Genomic DNA, 25,656 nt, shown 5'->3' with positions numbered 1-25,656 from the left:
TAAGGGCTACATTCGGTACCGTTACCCGCTACCAAACTTATCAAAAAGGATATCCGTGAGTTCACCCGAACTGGTTTTGCGCGTGCTGCGCACGCAACTGCGCGCCGCCGGCATCACCTATAAAGTGCTGGCCGAACGCATCGGCATGAGCGAATCGAGCGTCAAGCGCATGTTTGGCCAGCACGACATGTCGCTGTCGCGCCTGGCCCTGATCTGCAAGGCCTCGGGCATCGCCATGGAAGACGTGCTGCGCGGCGCGGCCGACATCACGCCGCATGCCGACACGCTCACCCTGGTGCAGGAAAAGTCGCTGGTGGCGCATCCGCGCCTGCTGCTGGTGGCGATCTGCTGCCTCGGTCACTGGAGCCTGGAACAGGTGGTGGAAACGTATGCGCTGACGCAAGCCGAATGCATCGGCTGCCTGGCTGAGCTGGACCGGCTGGGCTTGATCGAGCTCAAGCCGCTAAACCGCTACAGCCTGCGCGTCTCGAACGCCTTCCACTGGCTGGCCGACGGCCCGGTGCAGCAGTACTTCCGCGAACACGTGGTGGCCGATTATTTCAGCGGGCATTTTGACGGCGCCGGCGAAACCCTGATGTGCATCCCGGCGCGCCTGTCGCTGTCGAGCGCGCAGGAGCTGGTGCAAAAGATCCGCCAGCTGGCCGAGGAACTGGCGCGCCTGCACCAGAACGACCGCCGCCTGGCCCCCGCCGAGCGCGACGGCTTTACCCTGCTGCTGGGCTTTCGCTCATGGGAATTTGCCGCCTTCACGGCCCTGCGCCGCAGTACGGCGTCCGCCGCGCCCTACCAGACCGGCCCCAGGAACAGGTAGAGCGTGCTCTCGCCGCCCTTCGATGCGCCCGACGCCACGTACACGGGACCGAAGCGCGTATCGACGGAGATGAAGGCGCTGCTGGCCTGCGTGAATTTGGTGGATTTCCAGTGCTCGCTCTGATCGAAGCCGCCGCCCATTTCCAGCGAAAAGCCGGCCCGCACGGCGCCGCCCAGGGTGCTGGGCAGGGAGCCGATGCGGCGCGCCATCACGAAGCGCGCCAGGGCCACGCTGCGCCCCGTCACCGATTCGAACTGCGTGCCGGACAGGCGCAGGAAGCCGCCCAGGCTGAGTGGCGCCTCGCCGCGCTGCGCGCGCGCCCATTCGCCATACACATGGCCGGCCCAATTGCCGCGGCCAAAGGCCTTCAAGCCCGTGATGGCGGAACGCCCCAGGCCCGTCTCGCCCGAACCGGTGGTCGAGGCGCGCGTCCAGGTGGCGTCAAACAGCACGCCGCGCGTGGGGAAACCGGGCGAATCGAGCGTATCGACGCGGAACTGGACGAACTGGTTGGTGCCCAGCGCCCGCTCCTGCGGGTAGGCCGGGTCGGCCGGGATGCTGACACCGGCCTTGACTTCGCTGCGCGAGACGCCGAACTGCAGGTCGCCCCAGAAGCCGAACTGGCGTCCCAGCACCAGGCTGGCGCCCTGGCCGCTGTAAGCGACGCGCGCGCTGCGCCGTCCCTTGTCGAACAGGTCGACCGCCTGCGAGCTGTACTGGATCGACGGCGCGATATACCACGGGTTGCCGGCGCCCAGCGGTTGCCAGTACTGCACCCCGAAATTGCGCGTGGTGCCGATCTGCGCCATGCTGCGCAATTCGCCGCCCCAGCTGTTCAGATTCGAGCGCACATGCAGCAGCTTCAGGGCAAAGGTATTGCTGTCCCTGAAATCGCTGCCCACTTCCAGGCCCACGCGCAGGCGGCTGCTGGCCCACGGCGCTTCGACGGCCTTGATGGTGACGGCGCGCTGGTCGCCGGAATCGACCACTTCCGTCTCCACGCGCGCCACGTCGCCGCGGCCATACAGCTTGGCCGCCGCCTTGAGCACATCTTCCTGGCTGATCGACTGCCCTTCCACCAGGCCCGATTGCGCCTGCAGGATGCGCGGATTGATATCGCCTTCGCTCTCCACGGCCAGGCGCGTGAGCGGCAGGGCCACGTCCAGCAGGGCCGGCGCGGCCAGGCGCAGCTGCTCGCGCGCCGCATACTGTTCCGGCGGCAGGGCCAGCGGCGCCAGGCGGGCGGCCAGGGCCTGCGCTGCCTGCTCGCCGGCGCGCATGGCGCGCGCATAGTTTTCAAAGTCGAGGAAACTGACGCCCGTCAAATCCGGCGCCACCAGGATATCCTGCGGCTGCAGCTCCTTGAGCGAGCGCTGCACATTCTGTTCCGTGAGGATTTGCAGCATCTGCTGCGCCACGCCGATGGCGCTGCCCAGCTCTTTTTCCGGCGCCAGCGGCGTGCCCACGTTGACGGCGATGATGATGTCGGCGCCCATGGCGCGCGCCATGTCGACGGGCAGGTTGCGCACCAGGCCCCCATCGACCACCAGCCGGTTATTCACGCGCACGGGGGCAAACACGCCCGGCACGGCCAGCGAGGCGCGCATCGACAGGAACAGGGGTGTATCGACCAGTTCCACCAGTTCGCCATTGACCAGGTCCGACGCCACCGAGCGGAAAGGCAGCGGCAGCTGGCTGGCGGGGCGGTCGCGCATGCCGGCCGGCAGCAGCCGGTTCAAGGCCATTTCCAGCGCCGCATTGCTGGCCGCCGACGGCGGCGTGGAAATGCCGTTGCGGCTGGTGCCAAACTCGATGCGCGACGGCAGCAACAAATCTTCCTCGCGGCGGCGGAACGCCAGTTCGTCGCGCGGCGGCCGGTCGGCCACCACGCGCGCCCAGTTGGTCTCGCGCGCCATCTTTTCCAGGTCCGCCACGGAGGCGCCGGCCGCATACGCGCCGCCCACCACGCCGCCCATGCTGGTACCGACCACCATGTCGATCGGCACATGCAGCTCCTGCAGCACTTTCAAGACGCCGATATGCGCCAGGCCGCGCGCGCCGCCGCCCGACAGCACCAGGGCGATGCGCGGACGCGCCGCGACGGGTGCGGAAACGGCCGGCGTGGCGGTGGAGGCGGGGGTAGTGGCGGCGGGAACATCGGCGGCGGCAGCCGGCGGCAAGGCGCACAGCGCCGCCACGCAGCCCGCCAGGACGGCACGAATCGAGAACATGAAGACTCCTGTGGCGATGGCGGCATGGCGCCATCGGCAAAATACGATAAAAACAGCGTTAATTCGGCGGCGGCACGCTGCTCACTTGCGGCGCCGGCATCATGGTCGCCGGCCGCTGCTGCTCCATCGGCAGCGGCGGCGGCACCAGGTTCGTGACCGGCGCAGGGGCCGCGGCCGGCGTCGGGGTGGCGGACACCTGCCCCGGCAAGGCCAGCGCCTTGTCGTCGGCCACCAGGTCGATGCGCTTGCTCACGCCGCCGTCGCGCAGCAGCACGTGGCGCGCATGCACTTCCAGCACCGTCACGCCGGGCACCACTTCGGCTCCTTCCGGCAAGGCCACGGAGGGCTTGCCATCGGTCGAGATGATGGCCACGCTGCCGCGGCCATTGCCGGCGGCCACCACGCCCTTGAGCTGGTAGTTGCTGGCCGTGGCCACGCTGACCTGGCCGCCGAACAGCGAAGCGCCCGCCTCCACGCTGGCATCCTGCACCACCGGATTGGGGGGCGGATTGATGGGACGCTGCGGCGCCTTGAACAGCTGCATGGCCCAATAGGCCAGCGACACGGACAGCGCCACGACGGCGAGCAAACTTGTAACTTGAGGCAAACGCTTCATGGCTTCCTTGGATACTTATCTTACAAGCTGATTGATTTCGATAATCGGCATCAGCACGGCCAGCACGATCAGCAGCACCACCACGCCCATCGCCAGGATCAGGGCCGGTTCCAGCAGGCCGGCAATGGTCAGGGTGCGGCGTTCCAGGTCCTGCTCCTGCGCGCTGGCGGCGCGTTCCAGCATGGCCGGCAGCTCGCCCGTGATTTCGCCCGCGCGTATCATGTGGATCAGCATGGGCGGAAAATGCTTTTGCGCCGACAGCGCGCGCGCCAGGCTGACGCCCTCGCGCACGGCGCCGCTGGCGTCAGCCACCAGTTCCTGCATCGCCACGTTGGTGAGCGTGTCGCGGCTGGTGTCGAGCGCGCGCAGGATCGGCACGCCGGACCCCGTGGTGATGGCCAGGGTGCTGGCGAAACGCGCCGTGTTCAGGCTGCGCTCGAACTTGCCGTACAGGGGCGCCGTCAGCAGCCAGGTATGCCAGCGCCGCTTCAGAGCAGGCTGCTGCAGCGCGCGGCGCCAGGCGAACCAGGCGCCGACGAGGACAATCGCCACGACGATGCCGTAGTTGCGCACGAAGTCCGACAGCGCCAGCATGATCACCGTCAGCATGGGCAGCTTCTGCTTGGTATTGGCGAATACGGAGACGATCTGCGGCACCACATAGGTGAGCAGGAAAATCACGATGGAAAACGCCACCACCGTGACGATGGCCGGATACGTGAATGCCAGCTTGACCTTCTGCACCAGCGCATTGCGCCGCTCGATATAGTCGGCCAGGCGCGAGAGCACGCGCGACAAATGGCCGATCTGCTCGCCCGACGCCACCAGCGCCCGGTAAATTTCCGCGAAATCGCGCGGATGGCGCGCCAGCACGTCGGAAAACGCGGCGCCGCCGATCACTTCTGAACGGATCGAAGCGATCAGGTCGCGCAAGTAAGGCCGCTCGGCCTGTTCCAGCAGCGCGGAAAACGCCTGCTCCAGCGGCAGGCCCGCTTCCAGCAAACTGGCCAGCTGGCGCGTAAACAGGGCCAGCTCGGTGCTGGACAGGCGCTCGCCGAAGCCGCGCCGTTTGGTCACGCCGGCGGCGTCGACCTGCGCGGCGATCGGCTCGACGGCCAGCGGCACCAGGCCTTGCACGCGCAACTCGGCGCGCGCGGAACGGGGACTATCGGCATTGAGCACGCCCTTGCGGGTGGCGCCTTGCGCGTCGACGGCTTCATAGCGGAATGCGGGCATGGTGGCGGGCCTAGTCTTTGGTCACGCGCAGCAACTCGGCCTGCGTGGTGGTGCCGTCGCGCAGCCAGCGTTCGCCGTCGTCGCGCATGCTCGTCATGCCGTCCTGCAGGGCCACGGCGCGCACTTCCGCTTCCGAGGCACGGTTGTGGATCTGCGCGCGGATCTGCTCCGTCGTGCGCAGCAGCTCGTACACGCCCACGCGGCCCTGGTAGCCCGTCTGGCCGCAATGCTCGCAGCCGACCGCCTGCCAGTACTGGCCGTCGAAGGTCTTGCAGGAACCGCACAGCTTGCGCACCAGGCGCTGCGCCAGCACGCCCAGCAGCGACGAGGACAGCAGGAACGGCTCGATGCCCATGTCGAGCAAGCGCGTGACGGCCGCCGAGGCGTCGTTCGTGTGCAGCGTCGCCAGCACCAGGTGGCCCGTCAAGGATGCCTGCACGGCGATCTGCGCCGTTTCCAGGTCGCGGATCTCGCCGATCATGATCACATCTGGATCTTGCCGCAAAATCGCCCGCAGCGCTTTGGCAAATGTCATGTCGATGCGCGGATTGACCTGCGTCTGGCCGACGCCGGCCAGGTCGTACTCGATCGGGTCTTCCACCGTCAGGATGTTCGTGGTGGTGGCGTTGAGCATCGACAGCGCCGCGTACAGGGTCGTCGTCTTGCCCGAGCCGGTAGGGCCCGTGACGAGCACGATGCCGTGCGGCTGCGTGATCAGGCCGTCGAACTGCCCCAGCATGGGCGCGCTCATGCCCAAGTGCTGCAGGTCGAGGCGCCCCGCTTCCTTGTCCAGCAAACGCAGCACGGCCCGTTCGCCATGCCCGGTGGGCAGGGTCGAGACGCGCACGTCGACGGGCTTGCCGCCCACGCGCAGGGTGATGCGGCCGTCCTGCGGCAAGCGCTTTTCGGCAATGTCGAGCTGCGCCATGATCTTGATGCGCGAAATCAGCGAACCGTGGATGGCTTTCCTGGGACGCACGACGTCGCGCAGGCTGCCGTCGATGCGGAAGCGCACGACGGACGTCTGTTCGAACGGCTCGATGTGGATATCGGACGCGCCTTCGCGCAGCGCTTGCGTGAGCAAGGCGTTGATCATGCGGATGACGGGCGCGTCGTCGGACGATTCGAGCAAATCCTCGATGGCCGGCACGTCCTGCAGCAGTTTTGTCAAATCCAGGTCGGCGTCGAATTCATCGGCCATCTGCGACGCGTCGCCGCCGCCGCCCGCGTAGGCGCCGGCAATGGCCGCATCGAGGTCGCCGCGCGGCAGCACCGTCAGCTGGATCTGGCCGAAACGGCGCGACACTTCGGCAATCGCCGCCGGCGCCGTCGATGCGGCCACCAGCACCTCGACGGGGGCGCCGTCGACGGCGCCGGGCCGGGCCAGCAAGCCGAAATCGCGCGCGTAGGCGTAGGGAAGCAGATTACTCATGACTGTCCCATCACTTCTGCGGCTGCTGCGGCTGTTGCTGCGGTTGTTGCTGATACTGCTGCAACAGCGACTGCGGCGGCGTGGCCGCGTTGGCCGGCGCGCCTGGCGGCGGCGTCGGCGCCGGCGGCACGGGGCGCGTCACCATGCTGCCGCCCACCGGCTGGCCATCCTGCAGGGCCGGCAGCACGGGCGTGCCCAGGTCTTTCAGCATCAGATTGCCCGATGCCGGCACGGCGGCCGTCTCGGCCGAGCGCATGTAGTCGTAGCGGTCGGCCGCCAGGCTGCCGCTCTGCTCCTTGTTGCGCACGATGACGGGGCGCAGGAAGATCATCAGATTGGTTTTCTTGCGCTCGCGCGTCTGGTACTTGAACAGGTTGCCGATCAGGGGAATGTCGCCCAGGCCGCGCACTTTTTCCGCGTTGTCGCCCGTGCTGTCCTCGATCAGGCCGCCCAGGACGATGATCTGGCCATCGTCGGCCAGCACATTGTTTTCGATCACGCGGTTGTTGATGGTGATGCCGCTGACGGCCGTCGACGTGGACTTGTCCACGCTCGACGTCTCGTGATAGATGCCCAGCTTGATCGTGCCGCCTTCGGAAATCTGCGGACGCACCTTCAGGGTCAGGCCCACTTCCTTGCGGTCGATGGTCTGGAACGGGTTCGTGTTGGTGCCGGCCGTGCTGGTGTACTGGCCCGTCAGGATAGGCACGTTCTGGCCCACCTTGATGGTCGCCAGCTCGTTGTCCAGGGTGATCAGGTTCGGCGTCGACAGGATGTTCGCGTTGCCGTCCGATTCCAGCGCATGCGCCACGGCGCCCAGGCCCAGCGCGCCGTTGATCTGCTTGAAGATGCCCAGCGTCAGGCCGCCCGTCGGCAGCACCTTGCCGCCGCCCAGCGCCAGCTTGGCGATATTGTTGTCGGTACCGCCGGCGAACGACTGCAGCGCGCCCACGCGGTAGCTGCTGCTGCTGTCGCCGGAAAGCCCCAGCCACTGCACGCCGAACTCGGAGGCCTTGGCCGACGTCACTTCGACGATCAGCGCCTCGATGTAGACCTGGGCGCGGCGCACGTCGAGCTGGTCGATCACGGCGCGCAGGTTGCGGTAGACGGCCTCGTTGCACGTCAGGATCAGGGTATTGGTGGAAGCGTCGGCCTGGATGAAGCCTGCCGCGCCGCCCGAGGACAGCTGCTGCGGCCCGTTGCTCAGCGAAGCGCCGCCCGTGGTGCCGCTTTGCGTATTGCCGCCCAGGCCAGTGGTGTTCATGCCGCCGCCCTGGTTGTTCTGGTTATTCGTATTCAGGCTGTTGTTGCCCGGCTGCTGCGCCGAAGCGGCCGTGCCATCCGACGTCACCACCGAGCGCAGGGTCTGCGCCAGCTTGGTGGCGTCCGCATTTTTGAGGTACACCACGTGCACGTTGCCCAGCTGCGTGGTCGGCTGGTCCAGCTTGGAAATGAGCGACTTGGCCAGGTTGGCGCGCGCCGCCGACGGCGCGCGCAGCACCAGCGAATTGGTGCGCGGGTCGGCCAGCACGGATACCTTGCCCGCGTCGGCCCCGGCGGCGCCGCCCGCATTACCGCCTTCCATCAGTTTATTCACCATCGAGGCCAGGTCGGAAGCGATGGCATAGCGCACGGGGATCACGTCCAGGTCCGTCGAGGCGGGCACGTCGAGCGCGGCGATGATCTTCGCCAGGCGCTTGAGGTTATCCGCGTAATCGGTGATCACCAGCGAGTTGTTACCCGGGTTGGCATTGATCGTGTTGTTCGGCGAAATCAGGGGGCGCAGCACGGCCAGCAGGTTGGCCGACGATTCGTAGTTCAGGTAAAACACCTGGGTGGCGATCTGGTCGCCCTTCACCTGGCTGCTGCCGTTGCCCACCTGGGTCGGCACGGATTGCAGCTTGGCGTCCGCTTCCGGCACCACTTTCGCGTAGCCGTCGCCGGAAACCACCGCATAGCCTTGCAGGCGCAGGGCCGAGGCCAGCAGCGCGAAGGCTTGCGTCTTGCTGATCGATTTTTCCGACACCAGCGTGATCGTGCCCTTGACGCGCGGGTCGATGACGAAATTGATGTTGGTGTAATGGCCCACGGCCTTGATCACGGATTCGATGTCGGCGCCGACGAAATTGAGCGCCGCTTCATCGCCGGGCGCGGCCCAGACGGGCGCCGGCATGCCGGCCACGGAACAGCACAGCAAGGCGGCGGCCGACAGGCGGCGCAGCGAAAAGGAGAAGGTATGGGGGCTCACGGATGGTTTTTTCATTGTCTGAACTCTAAGGCGATGATGTTTTTTTCGCTATTGCTACGGCGCTGTCCCAGCAAATTCAACAAACTCGCCAAGGTCTCTTCATATCCTGCTGCGGCCTGGGCCTGGCCGGAAAACTGCATGCGCCCCTGTTGCAGGCTGCCGCTGCCGTCGAGCAGCAGCGGTCCTTTGATGGAGCGCAAGGTCAACGTCGCCTGCTGCCCCTGCCAATCGAAATCGAGCTCGTAACTGCCCAGCGGACGCAAGGACGACAGGCGCGAAGCCATGTCCGTCATCTGCAGGGTCGTGCGGCCGACGGCGGAAAACTGCTGTTTTTCCAGCGCCAGCTGCAAGGTGCTCCACGACAGGCGCATACTGCCCGTCGGCGCCACGGTATTCAAGGGCGCGCCCAGGCCGCCCAGGCCGTCGGCCGGCAGCAGCAAGGCCGCCGGGCTGACTTGCCAGTGCGACCACGAGCCGCGCAAATTGACGGCCTGCGACAGCGCCTGCGCATTCTGCAATTCCACGTCCACCGATCCCCACAGCACGGACGGCGAAATGCGCCAGCTGAAGCGCCCCGGCAGCAGCGGCGTCACGGCGCCATTCGCGCTGGCCGCCCCGCCGATAAAGGCCGAGCCGCGCCACAGGGTACCTTGCGCGTCGCCCAAGGTCAAACGTCCGCCCGTCTGCTTTTCCACGAGACCGGCGACCCAGCCGGCCGGGAAAAACACCAGCAGGGTGACGCAGACGCTGACGATGATGGCCAGCAGCCAGCCTAGCAGGCGCATCATCGCGCCGCGCCCGGGCTCTGGTGCAGGGTCAGGCTGGCATCGACCAGTCCCGCCTTGCCCTGCGCCGTGATCTTCGCTTCCTGCACCGCCACGCGGCCTTCGCGGCGCAAGCCGTCCAGCCACAGCATGACGCTAGCGAACGGCACGCCGTTCAATTGCACGCGCGCGTACTCTCCCGTCAGCGACAGCGATTGCGGCGCCAGGCCCCGCGCCTTCAGCGACGCGTCGAGGCTGTCACGGCTCATAGGAGCGACCTGCACGGGCGCCTGGCGCGCCAGCTCGCCCGCTTCGCGCGCCAGCGCCTGCAGCTGGGCCGCGTTCTGGCGCAGCTCGGGCAAGCTCTTTTGCAAGGCGATGCGGCCCGTCCAGGCCGGCTCGAAGAATACGGCGTAGACGAGGGCCAGCCCCGCCACCACGCCGCCGATGCTCAAGAGCTTGCGCTCCTGCGGCGTGCGCTCGGCCCAGAAGGCCTGCACGGCCTGCTGCTGCCCCGCCCACGTGGCGCGCGCCTTGTTGACTGCTGCACTCATGTTTTTGCTCCCGTGGCTGGCGTGATCTTCCACACGCCCGGCGCCGTTTCATTCAAGGCCAGCTTGCGCGCGGCCAGGCCGTCGCGCACCTGCGCCTGGGCGCTGGCGTCGACCATGTCCGGTTTCAGTTTGACGATCAGGCTGCGCTCGCGGTATTCCAGCGAGGCCACCACGCCACGCCCGGCCAGGCCGCCCAGCGCCTCGCCCAGCGCCGCGCTCATGCTGGTGAAGTCATCCATGCTCGCTTGCCCGCCCTGCAGGCGGGCGGCGGCGATATTGCGCCGCATCTGCTCCGCTTCCAGGCCATACACGGGCGTTTCGTTCGGATACGCGGCCTTGAAGGTTTGCTGCATCGAGGTGCGCACGGTGGCGGCCTCGCGCTTCAAGCGCATCCATTCGATATTCATGCCGGCCAGGTTGACGATCACGGCCAGCAGCGCCAGGCGCAGCGGCCAGCGCCAGCGGCGCCATTCGGTGGCCGAGCCCGTCGCCGTACCCAGGGAAGCGGCCAGGTCCAGTCCCGCGCCCCTGGCGCCGGCGATCCAGTGCGCCCAGTGGTCCGGTTCCACCGTCACGCCGTCCATGCCGGCGGCCAGTTGTTGATATTGCGCAAGCTCGGCCTGCGCCACGTAGACCGTCAGGGGCACATCGCCGGCAAACGCGCGCGTCGTCAGCAAGGCCTGCTGCGGCTGGGCCGGCAACACCAGCCCCAGGCCCTCTTGCGGCGCCTGGCGCAAGGCCAGTTCCAGGCCATCGCCGCTGGCTTGCAGGGCAGCCGTCACGCTGCCCGGCTGCAAGGGCAGGCACAGCTGCGATGGCAGCAGCGCCACCTTGCGCGCACCCTGCGCCAGCAAGGCTTTCACGAGTACCTCGGCCCAGGCGCGCTGCGCCACGGCCACCGTGCGCATGCCGGCAGCGTCGGGCGCGCCGGCGGCCAGCAGGCAATCCTGGGTGTCGCCGAGAATGTGTTCTTCCACCAGGCCCGGCAAGGCCGCGCGCAAGCGGGCGCCGGCCAGCGGCGGCGTTTTCAGGCGCAGCAGGGTCACGTCGGCCGCCGCCAGCAGCAGCACCACCTGCTTCGCGCCAGCGATCAGCTGGCCCAGGCTGCCCAGCGGCGCGCTGCCCTGCTGCAACAGGGCGCCGCCGTCGCCGGCCAGCACGAAGGAGCAGGCCGGCGCGCTGTCGGTGGAGGCCTTGGCCGGGTGACGGATATACAATATTGTCAAAGTGACTCGCTTTCAGCTGTTAATTTTCCCGCAACCAGACCAGGCTGGTGGTGCGCTGCGGATCCGTTTTTCGATTGATGAGCGCCACGGCATCAAGGGCGGCACGATCCAGCCGCACGCGGATGACGGTAAGGAAATAGCGGCTCTTCACGTCAAGCTCGATACCTTCAATCACTTGCTTCGCATCAATATTATTCTTGAAGTTTGCCAAATCAACAAATTTTTTGCGCGGATTGCTCAAAGTCAGGGCGCTGGCCTCGGACAGCGACAGCATCGTCACGGCCGCCAGCACCTCGGCCGGGGCCGTGTTCACGTTGACCCCGGTGATTTCGGGCAAGATGATGACGACATCGCGTAGTTGCTCGATCATTTGCGGCGTATAGCCGGGCACGGCCAGCAAATCCTCGACTTGCGTGAATGCCACCGGCTCGCTGCTGCCACCCGTGGCGGGCGTGGCAGCGGGCGTCTTGCCGTCGGTGCCGCTGGCGGTACGCGGCTTCGGCCGCGCGCGCAGCACGGCATCGGCCGTCGCTTGCGCCAGGCCGCTGTCGAGCTTCATGTTGGACAATAAACGCTGGTAGGCCAGCACCTGCTTCGGATTGATGGCGCCCGTGACGTCGACCAGGTTGGTGATATTGAAGCGCGCCTGCGCATCGAGCGCGCGGCCCGAAACGGTGGCGTCGAATTTTTCCGTGTCGACCTTTTCGCGGTCCACGTAATCGTCGAGCCGTGCTTCCTCGATGGGCGTGGCCCATACGCCATCAAGCGCCGTCAGCATGGGATTGTCCTGGCGCAACCAGAAGCGGGCGAAGTCGACCATGCCGCGCATGGCCCACTGCGTCTGCAGGCGCAGGCGCTGGTTTTCCATCGAGCGCACCTGCACCTGCTGCTGCCAGAACAGGCTGGCGACGACGGTGATGGCCAGCGCCGTCAGCAACAAGGCCGTGATGACGGCCACGCCGCGCTGGCGCGAGGGGAACTTGAAGCGCGTCATCCCGGTCCCAATAAAAAGACTTTGGACAGGCCCGCGTCCTGGCCCGGCATTTGCAAGGTCACTTCCAGGCCCGGCACCTGCGTGGAGATGGTGGCGCCCGCCGTCAGCACGTTCCAGGCGCCATTGCTCCAGCCGCGCATGACCATGCTGTCGACGCCCTGCATCAGGGCCACGTCGGCGCTGGAGGTATCGGTATCGTCGCGCGCCGCCTGCCACAGGGTGTCGAGCACGGCCAGGTCGCGCGTGCCGTTCGACTCGCGCCGCGTCAGCACGCCGCCGCGCAGCCGGTAAGTGACCACTTGCAACTGTTGCGGCTCCTGTTCCGAGGCGGCCAGGCGCACCAGGGTCAGGCGGTCGTTTTCCGCCGACAGGTTGATGCGGCCGTTCAGCAGGCTGTTGTTCAGCCCGGCGCCGGCCAGGTGGTCGCAATCGCTCTGCATCTGGGCAAACGCCAGCTGCATGCCGCGCGCCTGCTCCAGCTGGCTGGTCAGCACTTCGCGCGAGCGCATGATGCTGTCCAGGCCGCGCCAGCCCAGCACGGCGACCATGGCCAGGATGCCGATCGCCACGAGCAGCTCGATCAGGGTAAAACCCGCGGCAGGGAGAGGACGGCGCGCCATCAGTCGTTAAAGGAAAGCAAGACCAGGCGCACGATGCGCCGGGCCGGGTACTGTGCGTCATACACGTTGACGCGCACTTGGCGGATGCGGGGATTCGGCGTGGCCACCACTTCCTCCTCGCAAATGAGTTTTAAATCGCCCTGCGGGCAGTCGACCGTGCGCTTGCCCGTCTGCGGAAAGGTTTTTGCCAGGCGCAGCCGCACCAGGTGGTTTTCCGCCGACCAGGTGGCCATCATGGCGCTGCGCAAGCCGTCGCTGTTTTGCGTCAGGCTGCCGACGGCGCGCAAGGACGCGCCCAGGGCCGTGCCGACGATGACGAGGGCGACGAGGACTTCCAGCAAAGTGAAGCCGCGCTGACGGCCATGACGTGGGAGCCGCATCATTGCTCGACCGTGAAGTGGCCAATGCCGTCGGCGCGGATGGCCACGCTGCGCTCGCCGCTGGCCAGGGTCAGCACGAAAGGCTTGTCGACCGGTTCGCGGCCGAAGATGATGCGCAGCGGCTGGGCCACGCTGTTCGAGGGCTGCACGCTGAGCAGCATGGGCGTGTTGGCAAACGCGCGCTCGCGCAGCAAATCGTCCTGCGTCACGGGTTGCCACAGCTTTTCATTGAGGACCAGGAAACGGTATTGATTTTCGTCAGCCTCGAACGCCACCTGCCGGCTGCGCACGATGGCTTCATCGCGCGCCAGCTGCAGCAGCAGGGCGATGCGTTCGGCTTCCTTTTGCAAGGCTTGCTGGCCATTCGGCATGGCGTTCAGCGACACCAGGCCCAGGGTCACGCCGATGATGACCATCACCACCAGCAATTCGATCAGCGTGAAGCCGCTGGCGCGTGGCCGGGGCGGTGCGCGACCGGTGGTCATGGCTGGCATGCAATGGAAAACTTACAGTTCCCAGGAACCGATATCGGCATCGTCGCCGCTACCGCCAGGCTGGCCGTCGGCGCCCAGCGAAATGATGTCGACTTCGCCTTTCACGCCCGGCGACAGGAACTGGTACGGGTTGCCCCATGGATCCTTCGGCATCTTTTCCAGGTAACCGCCCGCTTTCCAGCCATTCGCGGCCGGTCCCGTGGTCGGTTTCTCGATCAGCGCCTGCAAGCCCTGTTCCGTCGTCGGGTAGCGCTGGTTATCCAGGCGATACAGTTTCAAGGCTTGCATCACGGTAGCGATATCGACTTTCGCCGCCGCCACTTTCGACTCGCCCGTGCGGGCGATCAGCTTGGGCACCACCAGCGACGCGAGGATACCCATGATCACCACCACGACCATGATTTCGATCAAAGTGAAGCCGCGCGCGCGGCGCTGGCGTATCGGATGGTTTGCTGCGTTTTGCATAAGAAAGAGAGAAGAAGGTGAGTAATGAGTGCAGAGTATAAAGCGGAAATATGACAAAGCCTGTCATATAGGGAAAAATTTGTGCGGGGGCTGTCAAGCCGGCAAGACCACTTCGCCGCAAACGGCGCAGCCGGGGTCGCGCGCGACGCGCATGCTGCTCCATTCCATGTGCAAGCCGTCGAGCAGCAGCAGCCGTCCGGCCAAGGACTCTCCCACGCGCATGATCAGCTTCAAGGCCTCGGCCGCCTGCATGGCGCCCACCACGCCCACCAGCGGCGCGAACACGCCCATGGTCGAGCACGCCTCGTCCGTGAACTGCTGTTCCTGCGGAAACAGGCAGGAATAGCACGGTTGCGTGCCCGTGCGCGGATCGAACACGCTCACTTGCCCGTCGAAACGGATCACGGCGCCCGACACCAGCGGCACCCTGGCCGCCACGCAGGCGCGGTTGACGGCGTGGCGCGTGGCGAAGTTGTCGGTGCAGTCGAGCACCACCGTGGCGGAGCAGACCAGTTCGGCCAGACGCGCGCCGTCGAGGCGCTCCTGCAAGGCGACGATATCGATCTCGGGATTGATCCCGGTCAAGGTTTCGCGCGCCGACAGCACTTTCGGCTGGCCCACGCGCTGCGTAGTGTGGGCGATCTGGCGCTGCAGATTGGTCAGGTCGACCGTGTCGTCATCGACCAGGGTCAGCTTGCCGACGCCGCTGGCGGCCAAATACATGGCTGCGGGCGAGCCGAGTCCGCCCGCGCCGATCACCAGCACATGCGCGTCCAGCAAGGCTTGCTGGCCTTCGATGCCGATCTGGTCCAGCAGAATGTGGCGCGAATAGCGCAGCAGCTGATTGTCGTTCATGGCGGCGACTACGGTTTTTGCACAGGAATCTTCTTGTCGTCCACCTTGATGTCGGAAGCGATTTCCGGCTTGGCGCCGATCTTCTCCACCTTCGCATCGGCCTTGGCCAGCTGCACCGGCAAGCCCTGGAAGTGGTTCAAGGCTTGTTGCAGCTGGAAATCGTCCTTGGCGCCGTATTCGAGCGGCTTGCGCTTTTTCGCCGTGGCGATCAGGCGCTGCTCTTCTTCCAGCTGATCCTGCATGCCTTCCATGGTCGGCTTGGCCGCTTCCGGCTTGCCATCGTTGCTGCTCAAGTGTTTTTCCAGGTCCGCCTCGCGGATGCGCAGGCTGTTCCAGCCATCGCCTTCGGCCGTTTCATCGACCAGCAAGTCGGGCACGATGCCGCGCGCCTGGATGGCCCGGCCTTTCGGCGTGTAGTAGCGGGCCGTCGTCAGCTTGACGGCCGTGTCGGCCGTGATCTGGCGCAAGGTTTGCACGGAACCCTTGCCGAACGTCTGCGTGCCGATGACGGTGGCGCGCTGGTAATCCTGCAGGGCGCCGGCGACGATTTCCGAGGCGGACGCGGAACCGGCATTGACCAGCACCACCAGCGGCACGGTTTTCAGGGCGGCCGGCAGCTTGGCCAGCGGGTCGGCCCTGGCGCCCGGTGCGGCATAGAATTCGCGGCGGCCGTAAAACACCTGTTTCGACTCGGGCAACTGACCCTTGGTGGAAACGATCACGGAATTGCCCGGAAGAAACGCTGTCGCCACGCCGATGGCGCCCGGCACGACGCCACCGGGATCGTTGCGCAAGTCCAGCACCAGGCCCTTGAGCTTGGGGTCTTGCGCATACAGCGCGTTGATCTTTTTGACCATGTCATCGACGGTCGGTTCCTGGAACTGGGCGATGCGCAGCCAGGCATAGCCGGGCGCGACCATCTTGGCCTTCACGCTTTGCACGCGGATTTCCTCGCGCACGATGGGAAAGACCAGCGGCTTGCTTTCGCCCTTGCGCGACATCGTCAGCACCAGCTTGGTGCCCGGCTGGCCGCGCATCTTCTTGATGACCTCTTCCAGCTGCAAGCCTTTCAGCGGGATATTGTCGAGGCGGGTGATCAGGTCGCCCGCCAGGATGCCGGCCTTGGCGGCAGGGCTGTCCTCGATGGGCGAGACGACTTTCACGTAGCCGTCTTCCATGCTCACCTCGATGCCGATGCCGACAAACTTGCCCTGCACGCTTTCGCGCATTTCCTTGAAGGCATTTTTATCGAGATAGACAGAATGCGGGTCCAGCGACGAGACCATGCCGGAAATGGCTTCCGTCAGCAGTTTCTTGTCTTCCACCTTCTCGACGTAATCGGACTTGATCAAGCCGAAGACGTCGGACAACTGGCGCAGCTCGTCGAGCGGCAGCGGGGCATTCGTGATTTTTTGCGCCACGGCCGGGAACTGCAGCGACATGCCGATGCCGGCCAGGACGCCCAGACCGATCAGGCCGATACTTTTGACTTTGATACCCATGTATTCTTCGCAATCTACAAATTCGCTGCCGCAGCAATGGTGGGAACTGAATTAAAACTTCACCCAGGTGGCGGGGTCGAAGGCGCGGCCCTGATGACGCAATTCAAAGTATAGCCCCGATTCCTCGTTGCCGCCGCTGTTGCCCGCGCTGGCAATGGCGTCGCCGCCCTTGACGGCATCGCCCACGCGTTTCAGCAGCGACTGGTTATTGCCATAAATACTCATGTACTGGCCGCCGTGGTCGACGATGATCAGATTGCCGAAACCGCGCAGCCAGTCGGAAAACACGACCCTGCCGCCGGCGATGGCGTGGATCTCGCTGCCTTCGCCCGTGCGGATGAACACGCCCTTCCAGCTGGGGCCGTCACCGCGCTTGCTGCCGAAGCGGGCGGCGATCTTGCCCGCCACGGGGGCGCGCAGCTGCCCTTTCATGCTGGCAAAGGCGCCAGCTGGCGCGGCCGGGCCCAGGCTCGGGCGGTCCGGCTCCGGTTCCGGCTTGGGTTCCGGTTTCGGCGTCACCTTGGCCACTTGCGGCGGCTCGTCGTCGTCGATCGGTTCCAGTTTCACGGGCGGCGGTGGCGGAGTCTGCGGCTTGATCTTGCCAGATTTGTTTTGTTGTTCTTTCGCAAGTCGTTCGCGCTCGGCCTGCGCCTGGGCGGCCTTGGCGCGCGCGGCCAGCAGGCGTTCGCGTTTTTCCGCCGCGATCTTGGCGTCGGCGGCCGCTTTGGCGGCGGCGCGCTGTTCGGCCAGCAATTGCTGACGTTTCTTTTCAGCCGCGGCGGCGGCGGCCTGCTCTTCGATCAGTTTTGCCAGCTTGTCGACCAGGTTGCCCATGCGCTGTTCGTCGCGCTCGACATTGCCCACTTCCTTGCGCTGCGCCACCAGGCGCTGCGACAAGCTCGTCAGCAAGGCGGCGCGGCGTGCCTTCTCCTGCACCAGCAGGGCCTTCTGGTCGCGCTCTTCCTGTGCGATTTCTTCCAGCTCATCCTTGGCGTTCTGCACCTCCGCCTGGTTTTTCTCCACGGCCAGCAAGTTGGCGCGCAAGGCTTCCAGCAGGCGCGCCTGCGCCTGCGACACATACGCCATCAATTGCAAGTCGCGGTTGATGCGGTTCGGGTTATCGCCCGACAAGAGCAGCTTGATGCGGTCTTCGTTGCCGGCGACATATTGTTCACGCAGCAACTTCGACAGCTGCGTCTTCTGTTTTTCGACGGTGGCCGTCAATTGCTGGTGCTCTTGCCCCAGCGCATTGAGTTTCACGCCCGTCTCACTTTGCTCCTGCGCCAAGTCGCGCAGGGCGCGGTTGGCGTTGGAAATGGCCTCTTCCGACTCGGCCAGGGTATCGGCCGCGTCATCCTTGGCGCTTTCCGTGCGGCTGATGTCGCGCTTGAGCGCCGTCAGCTTTTGTTGCAATCCAGCACGTTGTGCTTCCGCGGCCGCCTTCTGCTTGCTGCGTTCGGTGGGCTTGGCGCCCTGCGCGGCACCGCTGGAAAGCAGCAGCGCCAGGCACAGCATGGCACCGGCGCGCCACGCCGGCAGGGGTCGTTCAGCAGAGGGGGCGATGGCTGTGCCGCGGAAGAAAGACGACAAGTTACTTGGCCTTCCCTTGGTTCGCCACGGCAGCTTGCGCAGCCGCAATCGCTGCCGGGTCGCCCAGGTAGTAATGACGGATCGGTTTCAGGTCGGCGTCCAGTTCATACACGAGCGGCTGGCCGTTCGGGATGTTCAGGCCGACGATATCGCTGTCGCTGATGCCGTCGAGCATCTTGATCAGCGCGCGCAAGCTGTTGCCGTGGGCCGAAATGATGATTTTCTTGCCGGCGCGGATGGCCGGGGCGATTTCCTCGTCCCAGGCCGGCATCACGCGCGCCACGGTGTCTTTCAGGCATTCGGTCAGGGGAATCGATGCTTGCGGCAAGCCGGCGTAGCGCGGATCGTTGAACGAGGCGCGGTCATCGTTCGCTTCCAGCGGAGGCGGCGGGGTATCGTAGCTACGGCGCCATACCAATACTTGCTCGTCGCCATACTTAGCGGCTGTCTCGCCCTTGTCCAGGCCTTGCAGGGCGCCGTAGTGGCGCTCGTTCAAGCGCCAGTCGTTCTTGATCGGCAAATACATCATGTCCATCTCGTCGAGCGCCAGCCACAGGGTGCGGATGGCGCGCTTCAGGACGGAAGTGTAGGCCACGTCGAACGTAAAACCTTCCTGCTTGAGGATCTGGCCGGCGGCCTTGGCTTCGTTGACGCCCTTTTCCGTCAGATCGACGTCGGTCCAGCCGGTGAAGCGGTTATCGAGGTTCCAGGTGGACTCGCCGTGACGCATGAAAACGATTTTGTACATAGTTCTATCTTCTCAAGGGGTTCAAATCAAAAAAGCAAAACGTAAAAAGACCTCGTCCAGCTTCTATTTTATAATGCGCGGATTGACTTAAACCATTGGACCCTACGTGAAATTCATTATCGACCACATTTTTCTGTTTGCCATCGTCATTATTTCCGGCGGCGCCCTCCTCTGGCCACTGCTGTCGATGCGCGGCAAGCGCGCGACCGTGCTGGAAGTCACGCAACTGATCAACCGTGGCAAGACTGTCATCGTCGACGTGCGCAACGCGGAAGAATTCGCCACGGGCCACTTGCCTGACGCAAAAAATATTCCGCTGCCGGAACTGGCAAAACGCGTGGGCGAGCTGGAAAAATTCAAAACGCGCCCCATTGTAGTGGTTTGCCAGAAAGGTTCGCGTTCGGCAACCGCCGTCGGCCTGCTGGGCAAAGCCGGTTTCGCTGAGGCAACAAGCCTGGAAGGCGGCCTCGACGAATGGAAAAAGCAAGGTTTGCCATTGAAAACCTTGTCGCTGGCGAAATAAGCCGGCCTTAACTGAAGGAATCATCATGACCGTACCAGTAATTGTCTATAGCACCGCCGTGTGCCCGTATTGCGTGCGCGCCGAGCGCCTGTTGGAAGCCAAGGGCGTCGCCGTGCAAAAGATCCGCGTCGACCTCGACCCGGAAGAGCGCATCAAGATGATGGAACGCACGGGCCGCCGCACGGTGCCGCAGATCTATGTGGGCGATACCCACGTGGGCGGATTCGACGATTTGTATGCGCTCGATCAAGCTGGCAAGCTGGACCCCTTGTTAAATGGCACGGCAGCCTGATATAAAGCGGGTTCGAGAAATTGCTTGGTTTTTTGTCGTATTGTTTTGATACAATTGCCCTCGCACCTGATCTGGCCGCGCCTATCCGGCGCGGTTTGAATACCGCAAGCACCATATTTGAACGGTGTGCCGTTCTTGTCCTTTACAACGAAAGCGTTCCATGTCTGACGAAAATCTGCAACCAGTCTTCCAAATCCAACGCGTCTACCTGAAAGACATGTCGCTGGAACAACCAAATTCCCCAGCTATTTTCCTGGAACAAGAAGCACCAGCCATCGAAGTGGCACTGGACGTGGGCGCTGCGCCTCTGGCCGACGGCATCTTCGAAGCCACCGTGACCATCACCGTCACCGCCAAAGTCGGCGAAAAAGTCGCTTTCCTGGTTGAAGGCAAGCAAGCCGGTATCTTCGAAGCACGCAACATTCCTGCTGATCAACTCGATCCACTGCTGGGAATCGGCTGCCCGAACATCATCTACCCTTACCTGCGCGCCAACATCGCCGACGTGATCACCCGTGCCGGCTTCCCGCCAGTGCACTTGGCCGAGATCAACTTCGAAGTGTTCTACCAACAACGTCTGCAAGCTATTGCTGACGCCGCAGCAGCTGCCCCGGCAGCCGACGCGACGACGCACTAAGCTTCAGGCAAGACCCCGCCAGCCGTCAAGGCTGGCCTGACACGGCGGCCTGGCCGCCGTGTTTCGTTAAGGTTCAAAAATATCATGTTGAAAAGTGCGCTCTTGAGCAAGTTCCGCTGGATGGCCGGCGCCGTGCTGCTGCTGGCGACCGCCGCCAGTCACGCCGTCGATTTCAAAACGGTGGGCGCGGCTCCCGTGATCCTGTACGACGCGCCATCCGCCAAGGGCGGCAAGCTGTACGTGGCGCCACGCGGCATGCCGCTGGAAATCGTGCTCAGCTACGGCGAATGGGTCAAGGTACGCGACGCCAGCGGCGAAATGGCCTGGACGGAAGCCAAGGGCCTGTCCGCCAAGCGCAACGTCGTGGCGCGCGCCGCGAACCTCAAGGTTCGCGCCAGCCCAGACGACACCGCCTCCCCCATCATCCTCGTCGACAAGGGCGTGCTGCTGGAAATGAGCGAGCAGCCGAGCTCCAACTGGGTCAAGGTCCGCCACAAGGATGGCCAGAGCGGCTACGTCAAGACCAGCGAAGTGTGGGGCCTGTAAGCACCGCCAGATTCATCCGGGCAGCGGCCAGCCGCGCCGCGCCCCTCCCCCTGCCAGACTGAGGTCGCATGCAAGTTTCTCCCGATACATCTCCCGCCGCCACGGCGCTCCCCCGCAAGATCACCATCCTCGGCGCCGGCGCCTGGGGCACGGCCGTGGCCATGGCCCTGGCCGGCCGCCACGACGTGCTGCTGTGGGGCCGCAACGGCGACGCCATGGCCGCCATGGCCGCCAGCGGCGAAAACAGTTATTTGCCCGGTTTCCCCTTGCCGCCGCAACTGCGCATCAGCGCCGATTTCGACGCCGCCGTCGCGCATGCCGGTGGCGAACACGGCATTTTGATCGCCGCCTGCCCCGTGGCGGGCTTGCGGCCCATGCTGCAGCAATTGAAAGACAAGGCCATCGGCAACCTGGTGTGGCTATGCAAAGGCTTTGAAGGCGGCACAGGCTTGCTGCCGCACCAGATCGTGCAGGAAGTGCTGGGCGACAATATCCCCGGCGGCGCCCTGTCCGGCCCCTCGTTCGCGCAGGAAGTGGCGCGCGGCTTGCCGTGCGCGCTGACCATCGCCTCGCACAGCGCGGCCTTGCGCGGCGCCGTCGTCTCGGCCTTGCATGGCGGCACCATCCGCGTGTATGCGAGCGACGACCTGGTGGGCGTGGAAGTGGGCGGCGCCGTCAAGAACGTGCTGGCGATCGCCACGGGCGTGGCCGACGGCCTGGGCCTGGGCTTGAATGCGCGCGCCGCGCTGATCACGCGTGGCCTGGCGGAAATCACGCGCCTGGGCACGGCCCTCGGTGGCCAGACGGAAACGTTCATGGGCTTGACGGGCATGGGCGACCTGATTCTGACGTGCACGGGCGACCTGTCGCGCAACCGCCGCGTCGGCCTTGGCCTGGCGCAAGGCAAGGCGCTGGAGACCATCGTGGCCGAGCTGGGTCATGTGGCCGAAGGCGTGCCGTGCGCCAAGGCCGTGCGCGAACTGGCGCTCCGCATGGGCGTCGAGATGCCGATCACCAACGCGGTGGCCGGCGTGCTGTTCGATGGCGATTTGCCGCACGTAATGGTGCAGCAGCTGCTGTCGCGCGATCCGCGCGCCGAGGCGGCTTGAGCGCCAGAAAAAACCTAACGTCCCGCCTTGTGCATGAGTATGGTCAGTAATAACAGGCTGTCTTCGCGCGCTTCCAGGGCGTGCGCCTGGCCGCCGAGCAGGTACAGCATCTGCCCCGGCCCCAGCAGGTGCACGCCGCCATGCGCCGTCACCGCCACCTGCCCTTGCAGGCACAGCAAGGTGATTTCGCCGAGCACATGATGCTCGGGCATGGTCTTGCCCTTGGGCATGCACATGCGGATCAATTCCAGCTCATCCGTCTTGGCCAGCGCGATGGCGGAAAACTGCGACAGGTCGTCGCCGTCCCTGCGCAGCACCTCGATCACCTGTCCTGAACTTGCGTGTTCCAGTGCCATCATGTGCTCCTTCCGCAATTACTCGGTGACTTCCTCCGGCTCTTTCGCGCCGCGCATCCACTCGACCAGCGGCCACGCATCCTTCAAGCCTTCCGCCAGGGTCGGCAGCAGTTTCTCGGGGTCGTTCACGGGCAGCGGTATTTCGGTCCAGACAAAAAAGCTCTTCAGCTTGATGAATTCGATATGTTCGGCATCCGCCTCGAAGCCCTTGGGCGGGCGCTGCAACTTGCCCTCGTTCTGGATGGTGCCGAAACGGGCCTTCAAGCGCTTATTCTTCAGCACTTTGGAAAACCCTGGCGCGTCGTTGAGCATATGCTCGCGCAGCGCCTTCAGGCGGCCGGGCGGCGGCATGTATTCGCCGGCACCGAACAGCAAGTTGCCCTGGCCATCGATCTGCAGGTAATACGTGGGGCCGCCCGCCTTGCTGGGACGGCGCATGTCGTTCGGCGCAATGGCGGCCGAAAAGCGCGTTTTATACGGGCTTTTATCGTGCGCGAAACGCACGTCGCGGTTGATGCGGAACAAGGCCTTCTTCGGATTGCAGTACTTCACGGCCGGATCGAACTTGCCGAGTTCAGCAATAAGTGACGTCACCAGTGCGAGGAATTCCTCGCGCAGGATGTCGTAACGGGGCTTGTTCATGACAAACCAGGGACGGTTGTTGTTGTCGCTCAGTTCACGTAAAAATTGGGTCAAATCACGCACATGCATGTGTCAAATTCCGATCAGCAACTATTTGGAAAGCTCTTTCGGGAGGGGGCGCTTGCCCACCATCACGTCGAGCGCCGCTTCGCGATTCTTGCGCAGCACCGTCATTTTAGCTTTTCCGCCGGGCGGCAGTTGGGCGATCAGGTTCAGCATTTCCGTCGTGTCGCCCACGGGCTTGCCTTCCACCGTCAGCAGGATGTCGCCGGGCACGATGCCCGCCTTGTCGGCCGGGCCGTTGCGCACCACGCCGGCGATGATGGCGCCGCTGCTGCGCTGCAAGTTGAAGCTTTGCGCCAGCTCGGGCGTGATGTCCTGCGTTTCCACGCCGATCCAGCCGCGCACCACGTGGCCATCCTTGATGATGGCTTCCATCACGGTTTTCGCCGTCGAGACGGGGATGGCGAAGCCGATGCCGACGGAGCCGCCGCTTTGCGAGTAGATCGCCGTATTGATGCCGATCAAGTTGCCGCGCGTATCGACCAGGGCGCCGCCCGAATTGCCGAAGTTAATCGCCGCATCCGTCTGAATGAAATTCTCAAAGCTGTTGATGTGCAGATTGTTGCGGCCCAGGGCGGAGATGATGCCCATGGTCACCGTCTGGCCCACGCCGAAGGGGTTGCCGATGGCCAGCACCACGTCGCCCACGCGCGCCAGTTCCGACTGGCCCAGCACGATGACGGGCAGCTTGTCGAGGTTGATCTTGATCACAGCCAGGTCCGTTTCCGGATCCAGGCCCACCACCTTGGCGGGCGCCTTGCGGCCATCCGTGAGCACGACTTCGATTTCGTCGGCGCCTTCGACCACGTGGTTGTTGGTCAGCACATAGCCTTCATGGCTGACGATGACGCCCGAACCGAGGCTGTTTTTCAAGTCGTCGTCATCCTCGCCGTCCGGGTCGCGGTCGCCGAAGAAACGTTTGAAGAAGGGATCGCGCGCCAGCGGATGGGCGCCGCGCTTGGGTACTTGCAGGGTGAGGATGTTGACGACGGCGGGCATGGCGCGCGCCGCCGCGTCGCGGTAGGAACCGGGCGCCAGGCTGCTGGACGCCGTTTCCACCACGGGCACCGGTTTAGTCGGAGAGCCCAGTTGCTGTACCCGGCTGGCCGGGCGCAGCGCGCCGTACACAAAGTACAGCGCCAACGCGATCGTCACGGTTTGCGCAAACAATAACCAGAATCGTCGCATAACACTCCACCCAGGTCAGCCGGCCGGTGCCGGAACGACTTATTTTGCCAGATTGTTGCTGTTGCGTGCGTTCTGCTGCAGGGAGTCGCGGATTTCACGCAGCAGCACGATGTCTTCCGGCGTGGCCGGTGCCGGCGCCGGCGCGACCGGTTCGCTGCGGCGGGCCTTGTTCATCAGGCGCACCATCTGGAAGATGATGAAAGCCAGAATGACGAAATTGAGCAAAATGGTCAGAAAATTGCCGTAGGCCAGCACGGCGCCCGCCTTTTTCGCTTCCACCAGGGTCAGGGTCGTCGCCTGGCCATTCAGGGGCAGGTAGTAATTGGCGAAATCGAGGCCGCCGAAAATGCGGCCGATGGGCGGCATGATCACGTCTTGCACCAGGGAATCGACAATCTTGCCGAAGGCACCACCGATAATGACACCGACCGCCAGATCGACGACGTTACCCTTCATTGCAAATTCTTTAAATTCTTGCATCATTGCCATGAAATTTCTCCTTCGGATATGTATAAAAAACATGCCGATCATACTATTGATTCCCGGGCACACCAACTTGTGGTTGCCGGCGAGACCAATTCCGGCACAGCCGCGCGCATCTAGTTCGAAAGAACTAGCCACCTCCTGCAAAAGTATATAAATTATGGTACAAGCAACGTTTTTGTTTTATTCGTTGTTTGCTTCACTTATAATTTGCGGTTGCCAGAAGCGGCTTTTTCGCTTCCGGATAATCAACAAGAAACTGGCATGGGCTGCGCCATAGTCCGAAGTTCCGCAGGGATGTTGCCACTTTACCGTACAAAGATGCGGGTTGCGGCAATCAGTGGGAAAGAGCTTCGGCGACGGGTTTTTCGCGGCTGCCACTCATAATAAAGATTCGCATTTTGACTGATTGGGGTTTGCATGAGTAACGAAAAGCAGGTCGATTCAGGCCGTCGCGGCTTGCTCGTCGCCACGTGCGCGGCGGGCAGTGTAGTTGGATTGGCAACCGCGGGAGCCTTGGTAAGCACCTTCCAGCCGTCGGAGCGCGCGAAAGCGGCTGGCGCGCCGGTCGAAGTAGACATCACCACCTTGCAACCCGGCGAAATGCGCACCGTCGAATGGCGCGGCAAGCCGGTCTGGATCCTGAAGCGCACGCCGGAAATGATCGCGTCGCTCAAGCAAACCGATGGCAAGGTCGCCGATGCCAATTCCCAACGCAATCCCGCCGAATTCACGCCCGAATACTGCATGAACGAGGCGCGTTCCATCAAGCCTGAAATTCTCGTCGCCGTCGGCATCTGCACCCACCTGGGTTGCTCCCCTTCCTCGAAATTTACCCCCGGCCCGCAACCGTCGCTGCCCGATGACTGGGAAGGCGGCTTCCTGTGCCCTTGCCACGGCTCCACCTTCGACATGGCTGGCCGCGTGTTCAAGAACAAGCCGGCGCCGGACAACCTGCAAGTGCCGCGCCATATGTACCTGAGCGACACCAAATTGCTGATAGGTAAAGACGAGAAAGGCGAGGCTTGAT

The 25,656-nt window shown here is 64.5% G+C and carries 28 protein-coding genes; 7 read left to right on the top strand and 21 right to left on the bottom strand.

Going from position 1 to position 25,656, the window contains the following annotated elements:
* Positions 1-55: 55 nt before the first annotated feature.
* The gene (locus tag O3298_RS22195; protein ID WP_180278646.1) at positions 56-832 is read left to right on the top strand and encodes a helix-turn-helix transcriptional regulator; all 777 of its coding nucleotides are present in this window, start codon (positions 56-58) and stop codon (positions 830-832) included.
* Here O3298_RS22195 and O3298_RS22190 read toward each other — a convergent pair.
* The 17 genes from O3298_RS22190 to gpmA all read right to left on the bottom strand — a co-directional run bounded on the left by O3298_RS22190 (position 805) and on the right by gpmA (position 18,787).
* Positions 805-3,063, bottom strand: coding sequence for a patatin-like phospholipase family protein (locus tag O3298_RS22190; protein ID WP_289905854.1), 2,259 nt, complete (start codon positions 3,061-3,063; stop codon positions 805-807). The two genes, O3298_RS22195 and O3298_RS22190, sit on opposite strands and share 28 nt — an antisense overlap.
* Before the next feature lie 58 nt (positions 3,064-3,121).
* Positions 3,122-3,679, bottom strand: a complete 558-nt coding sequence (locus O3298_RS22185) for a type II secretion system protein N (RefSeq protein ID WP_289905855.1) — start codon at positions 3,677-3,679, stop codon at positions 3,122-3,124.
* Between the two features lie 15 nt (positions 3,680-3,694).
* Positions 3,695-4,915 (bottom strand): type II secretion system inner membrane protein GspF, encoded by a 1,221-nt coding sequence (gspF, locus tag O3298_RS22180; RefSeq protein WP_305053789.1) that lies wholly within the window; start codon positions 4,913-4,915, stop codon positions 3,695-3,697.
* A gap of 10 nt (positions 4,916-4,925) precedes the next feature.
* Positions 4,926-6,347 (bottom strand): type II secretion system ATPase GspE, encoded by a 1,422-nt coding sequence (gene gspE, locus O3298_RS22175; protein WP_077398708.1) that lies wholly within the window; start codon positions 6,345-6,347, stop codon positions 4,926-4,928.
* A 10-nt stretch (positions 6,348-6,357) separates the two neighbouring features.
* Positions 6,358-8,610: a type II secretion system secretin GspD gene (gene gspD, locus O3298_RS22170; protein WP_305056563.1), complete on the bottom strand. Its 2,253-nt coding sequence runs from the start codon at positions 8,608-8,610 to the stop codon at positions 6,358-6,360.
* Positions 8,607-9,383 carry a type II secretion system protein N gene (locus tag O3298_RS22165; RefSeq protein ID WP_305060558.1) on the bottom strand — a complete coding sequence of 259 codons (777 nt, stop codon included), beginning with the start codon at positions 9,381-9,383 and terminating at the stop codon, positions 8,607-8,609. Before O3298_RS22165 ends, gspD begins: the two co-directional genes overlap by 4 nt.
* Positions 9,380-9,913 carry a type II secretion system protein M gene (locus O3298_RS22160; RefSeq protein WP_305060557.1) on the bottom strand — a complete coding sequence of 178 codons (534 nt, stop codon included), beginning with the start codon at positions 9,911-9,913 and terminating at the stop codon, positions 9,380-9,382. The genes O3298_RS22165 and O3298_RS22160 overlap by 4 nt, the downstream gene beginning before the upstream one ends.
* A complete protein-coding gene (gene gspL / locus O3298_RS22155; protein WP_305060556.1) occupies positions 9,910-11,139 on the bottom strand; it encodes a type II secretion system protein GspL in 1,230 nt (409 codons plus the stop codon). Before gspL ends, O3298_RS22160 begins: the two co-directional genes overlap by 4 nt.
* A gap of 19 nt (positions 11,140-11,158) precedes the next feature.
* Positions 11,159-12,133: a type II secretion system minor pseudopilin GspK gene (gene gspK / locus O3298_RS22150; protein WP_305060555.1), complete on the bottom strand. Its 975-nt coding sequence runs from the start codon at positions 12,131-12,133 to the stop codon at positions 11,159-11,161.
* Entirely contained in the window at positions 12,130-12,753 is a 624-nt protein-coding gene (locus O3298_RS22145; RefSeq protein ID WP_289912451.1) for a type II secretion system protein J, read from the bottom strand. Before O3298_RS22145 ends, gspK begins: the two co-directional genes overlap by 4 nt.
* The gene (gspI, locus tag O3298_RS22140; protein ID WP_034783570.1) at positions 12,753-13,136 is read right to left on the bottom strand and encodes a type II secretion system minor pseudopilin GspI; all 384 of its coding nucleotides are present in this window, start codon (positions 13,134-13,136) and stop codon (positions 12,753-12,755) included. Before gspI ends, O3298_RS22145 begins: the two co-directional genes overlap by 1 nt.
* The gene (locus O3298_RS22135; RefSeq protein WP_051959291.1) at positions 13,133-13,627 is read right to left on the bottom strand and encodes a GspH/FimT family pseudopilin; all 495 of its coding nucleotides are present in this window, start codon (positions 13,625-13,627) and stop codon (positions 13,133-13,135) included. Before O3298_RS22135 ends, gspI begins: the two co-directional genes overlap by 4 nt.
* Before the next feature lie 12 nt (positions 13,628-13,639).
* Complete coding sequence (gene gspG / locus O3298_RS22130; protein ID WP_035823835.1) at positions 13,640-14,092, bottom strand: type II secretion system major pseudopilin GspG; 453 nt, start codon at positions 14,090-14,092, stop codon at positions 13,640-13,642.
* Between the two features lie 93 nt (positions 14,093-14,185).
* The gene (locus O3298_RS22125; RefSeq protein ID WP_099665806.1) at positions 14,186-14,947 is read right to left on the bottom strand and encodes a molybdopterin-synthase adenylyltransferase MoeB; all 762 of its coding nucleotides are present in this window, start codon (positions 14,945-14,947) and stop codon (positions 14,186-14,188) included.
* A gap of 8 nt (positions 14,948-14,955) precedes the next feature.
* The gene (locus O3298_RS22120; protein ID WP_289912452.1) at positions 14,956-16,449 is read right to left on the bottom strand and encodes a S41 family peptidase; all 1,494 of its coding nucleotides are present in this window, start codon (positions 16,447-16,449) and stop codon (positions 14,956-14,958) included.
* A gap of 51 nt (positions 16,450-16,500) precedes the next feature.
* Positions 16,501-17,964 carry a murein hydrolase activator EnvC gene (locus O3298_RS22115; protein WP_099665807.1) on the bottom strand — a complete coding sequence of 488 codons (1,464 nt, stop codon included), beginning with the start codon at positions 17,962-17,964 and terminating at the stop codon, positions 16,501-16,503.
* 76 nt (positions 17,965-18,040) lie between these two features.
* Complete coding sequence (gene gpmA, locus O3298_RS22110) at positions 18,041-18,787, bottom strand: 2,3-diphosphoglycerate-dependent phosphoglycerate mutase (protein WP_176381555.1); 747 nt, start codon at positions 18,785-18,787, stop codon at positions 18,041-18,043.
* A gap of 106 nt (positions 18,788-18,893) precedes the next feature.
* On the opposite strand from gpmA, the gene O3298_RS22105 reads away from it, so the two are divergent.
* The 5 genes from O3298_RS22105 (at position 18,894) to O3298_RS22085 (ending at position 21,894) form a co-directional block, all read left to right on the top strand.
* Positions 18,894-19,310: a rhodanese-like domain-containing protein gene (locus O3298_RS22105; protein WP_251349454.1), complete on the top strand. Its 417-nt coding sequence runs from the start codon at positions 18,894-18,896 to the stop codon at positions 19,308-19,310.
* Positions 19,311-19,335: 25 nt separating this feature from the next.
* Positions 19,336-19,602, top strand: a complete 267-nt coding sequence (grxC, locus tag O3298_RS22100; protein WP_070220900.1) for a glutaredoxin 3 — start codon at positions 19,336-19,338, stop codon at positions 19,600-19,602.
* 160 nt (positions 19,603-19,762) lie between these two features.
* Positions 19,763-20,239: a protein-export chaperone SecB gene (gene secB, locus O3298_RS22095; RefSeq protein WP_077398684.1), complete on the top strand. Its 477-nt coding sequence runs from the start codon at positions 19,763-19,765 to the stop codon at positions 20,237-20,239.
* An 84-nt stretch (positions 20,240-20,323) separates the two neighbouring features.
* Entirely contained in the window at positions 20,324-20,785 is a 462-nt protein-coding gene (locus O3298_RS22090; RefSeq protein WP_099665810.1) for an SH3 domain-containing protein, read from the top strand.
* 68 nt (positions 20,786-20,853) lie between these two features.
* A complete protein-coding gene (locus O3298_RS22085) occupies positions 20,854-21,894 on the top strand; it encodes an NAD(P)H-dependent glycerol-3-phosphate dehydrogenase (protein ID WP_289912453.1) in 1,041 nt (346 codons plus the stop codon).
* Positions 21,895-21,908: 14 nt separating this feature from the next.
* Here the strand turns inward: O3298_RS22085 and O3298_RS22080 are convergent, their stop codons facing one another.
* Genes O3298_RS22080 through mscL form a run of 4 tightly spaced genes read right to left on the bottom strand, consistent with a single transcriptional unit; the run spans position 21,909 to position 24,632 of the window.
* Positions 21,909-22,253, bottom strand: coding sequence for a cupin domain-containing protein (locus O3298_RS22080; RefSeq protein ID WP_289899575.1), 345 nt, complete (start codon positions 22,251-22,253; stop codon positions 21,909-21,911).
* A gap of 15 nt (positions 22,254-22,268) precedes the next feature.
* Entirely contained in the window at positions 22,269-22,961 is a 693-nt protein-coding gene (locus tag O3298_RS22075) for a DUF2461 domain-containing protein (RefSeq protein ID WP_289912454.1), read from the bottom strand.
* Between the two features lie 21 nt (positions 22,962-22,982).
* A complete protein-coding gene (locus O3298_RS22070; RefSeq protein ID WP_180278647.1) occupies positions 22,983-24,143 on the bottom strand; it encodes a Do family serine endopeptidase in 1,161 nt (386 codons plus the stop codon).
* A 39-nt stretch (positions 24,144-24,182) separates the two neighbouring features.
* Positions 24,183-24,632, bottom strand: a complete 450-nt coding sequence (gene mscL, locus O3298_RS22065) for a large conductance mechanosensitive channel protein MscL (RefSeq protein ID WP_077398674.1) — start codon at positions 24,630-24,632, stop codon at positions 24,183-24,185.
* Between the two features lie 414 nt (positions 24,633-25,046).
* On the opposite strand from mscL, the gene petA reads away from it, so the two are divergent.
* Entirely contained in the window at positions 25,047-25,655 is a 609-nt protein-coding gene (petA, locus tag O3298_RS22060; protein ID WP_034783594.1) for a ubiquinol-cytochrome c reductase iron-sulfur subunit, read from the top strand.
* The last annotated feature ends 1 nt before the right edge of the window (position 25,656 follow it).

It is taken from the genome of Janthinobacterium sp. SUN137 (assembly GCF_030587265.1).
In the GTDB taxonomy this organism is placed as follows: domain Bacteria; phylum Pseudomonadota; class Gammaproteobacteria; order Burkholderiales; family Burkholderiaceae_D; genus Janthinobacterium; species Janthinobacterium kumbetense.
Note: the sequence above shows the minus strand (reverse complement) of the source record. Positions and strands in the feature narration are given on the sequence as shown.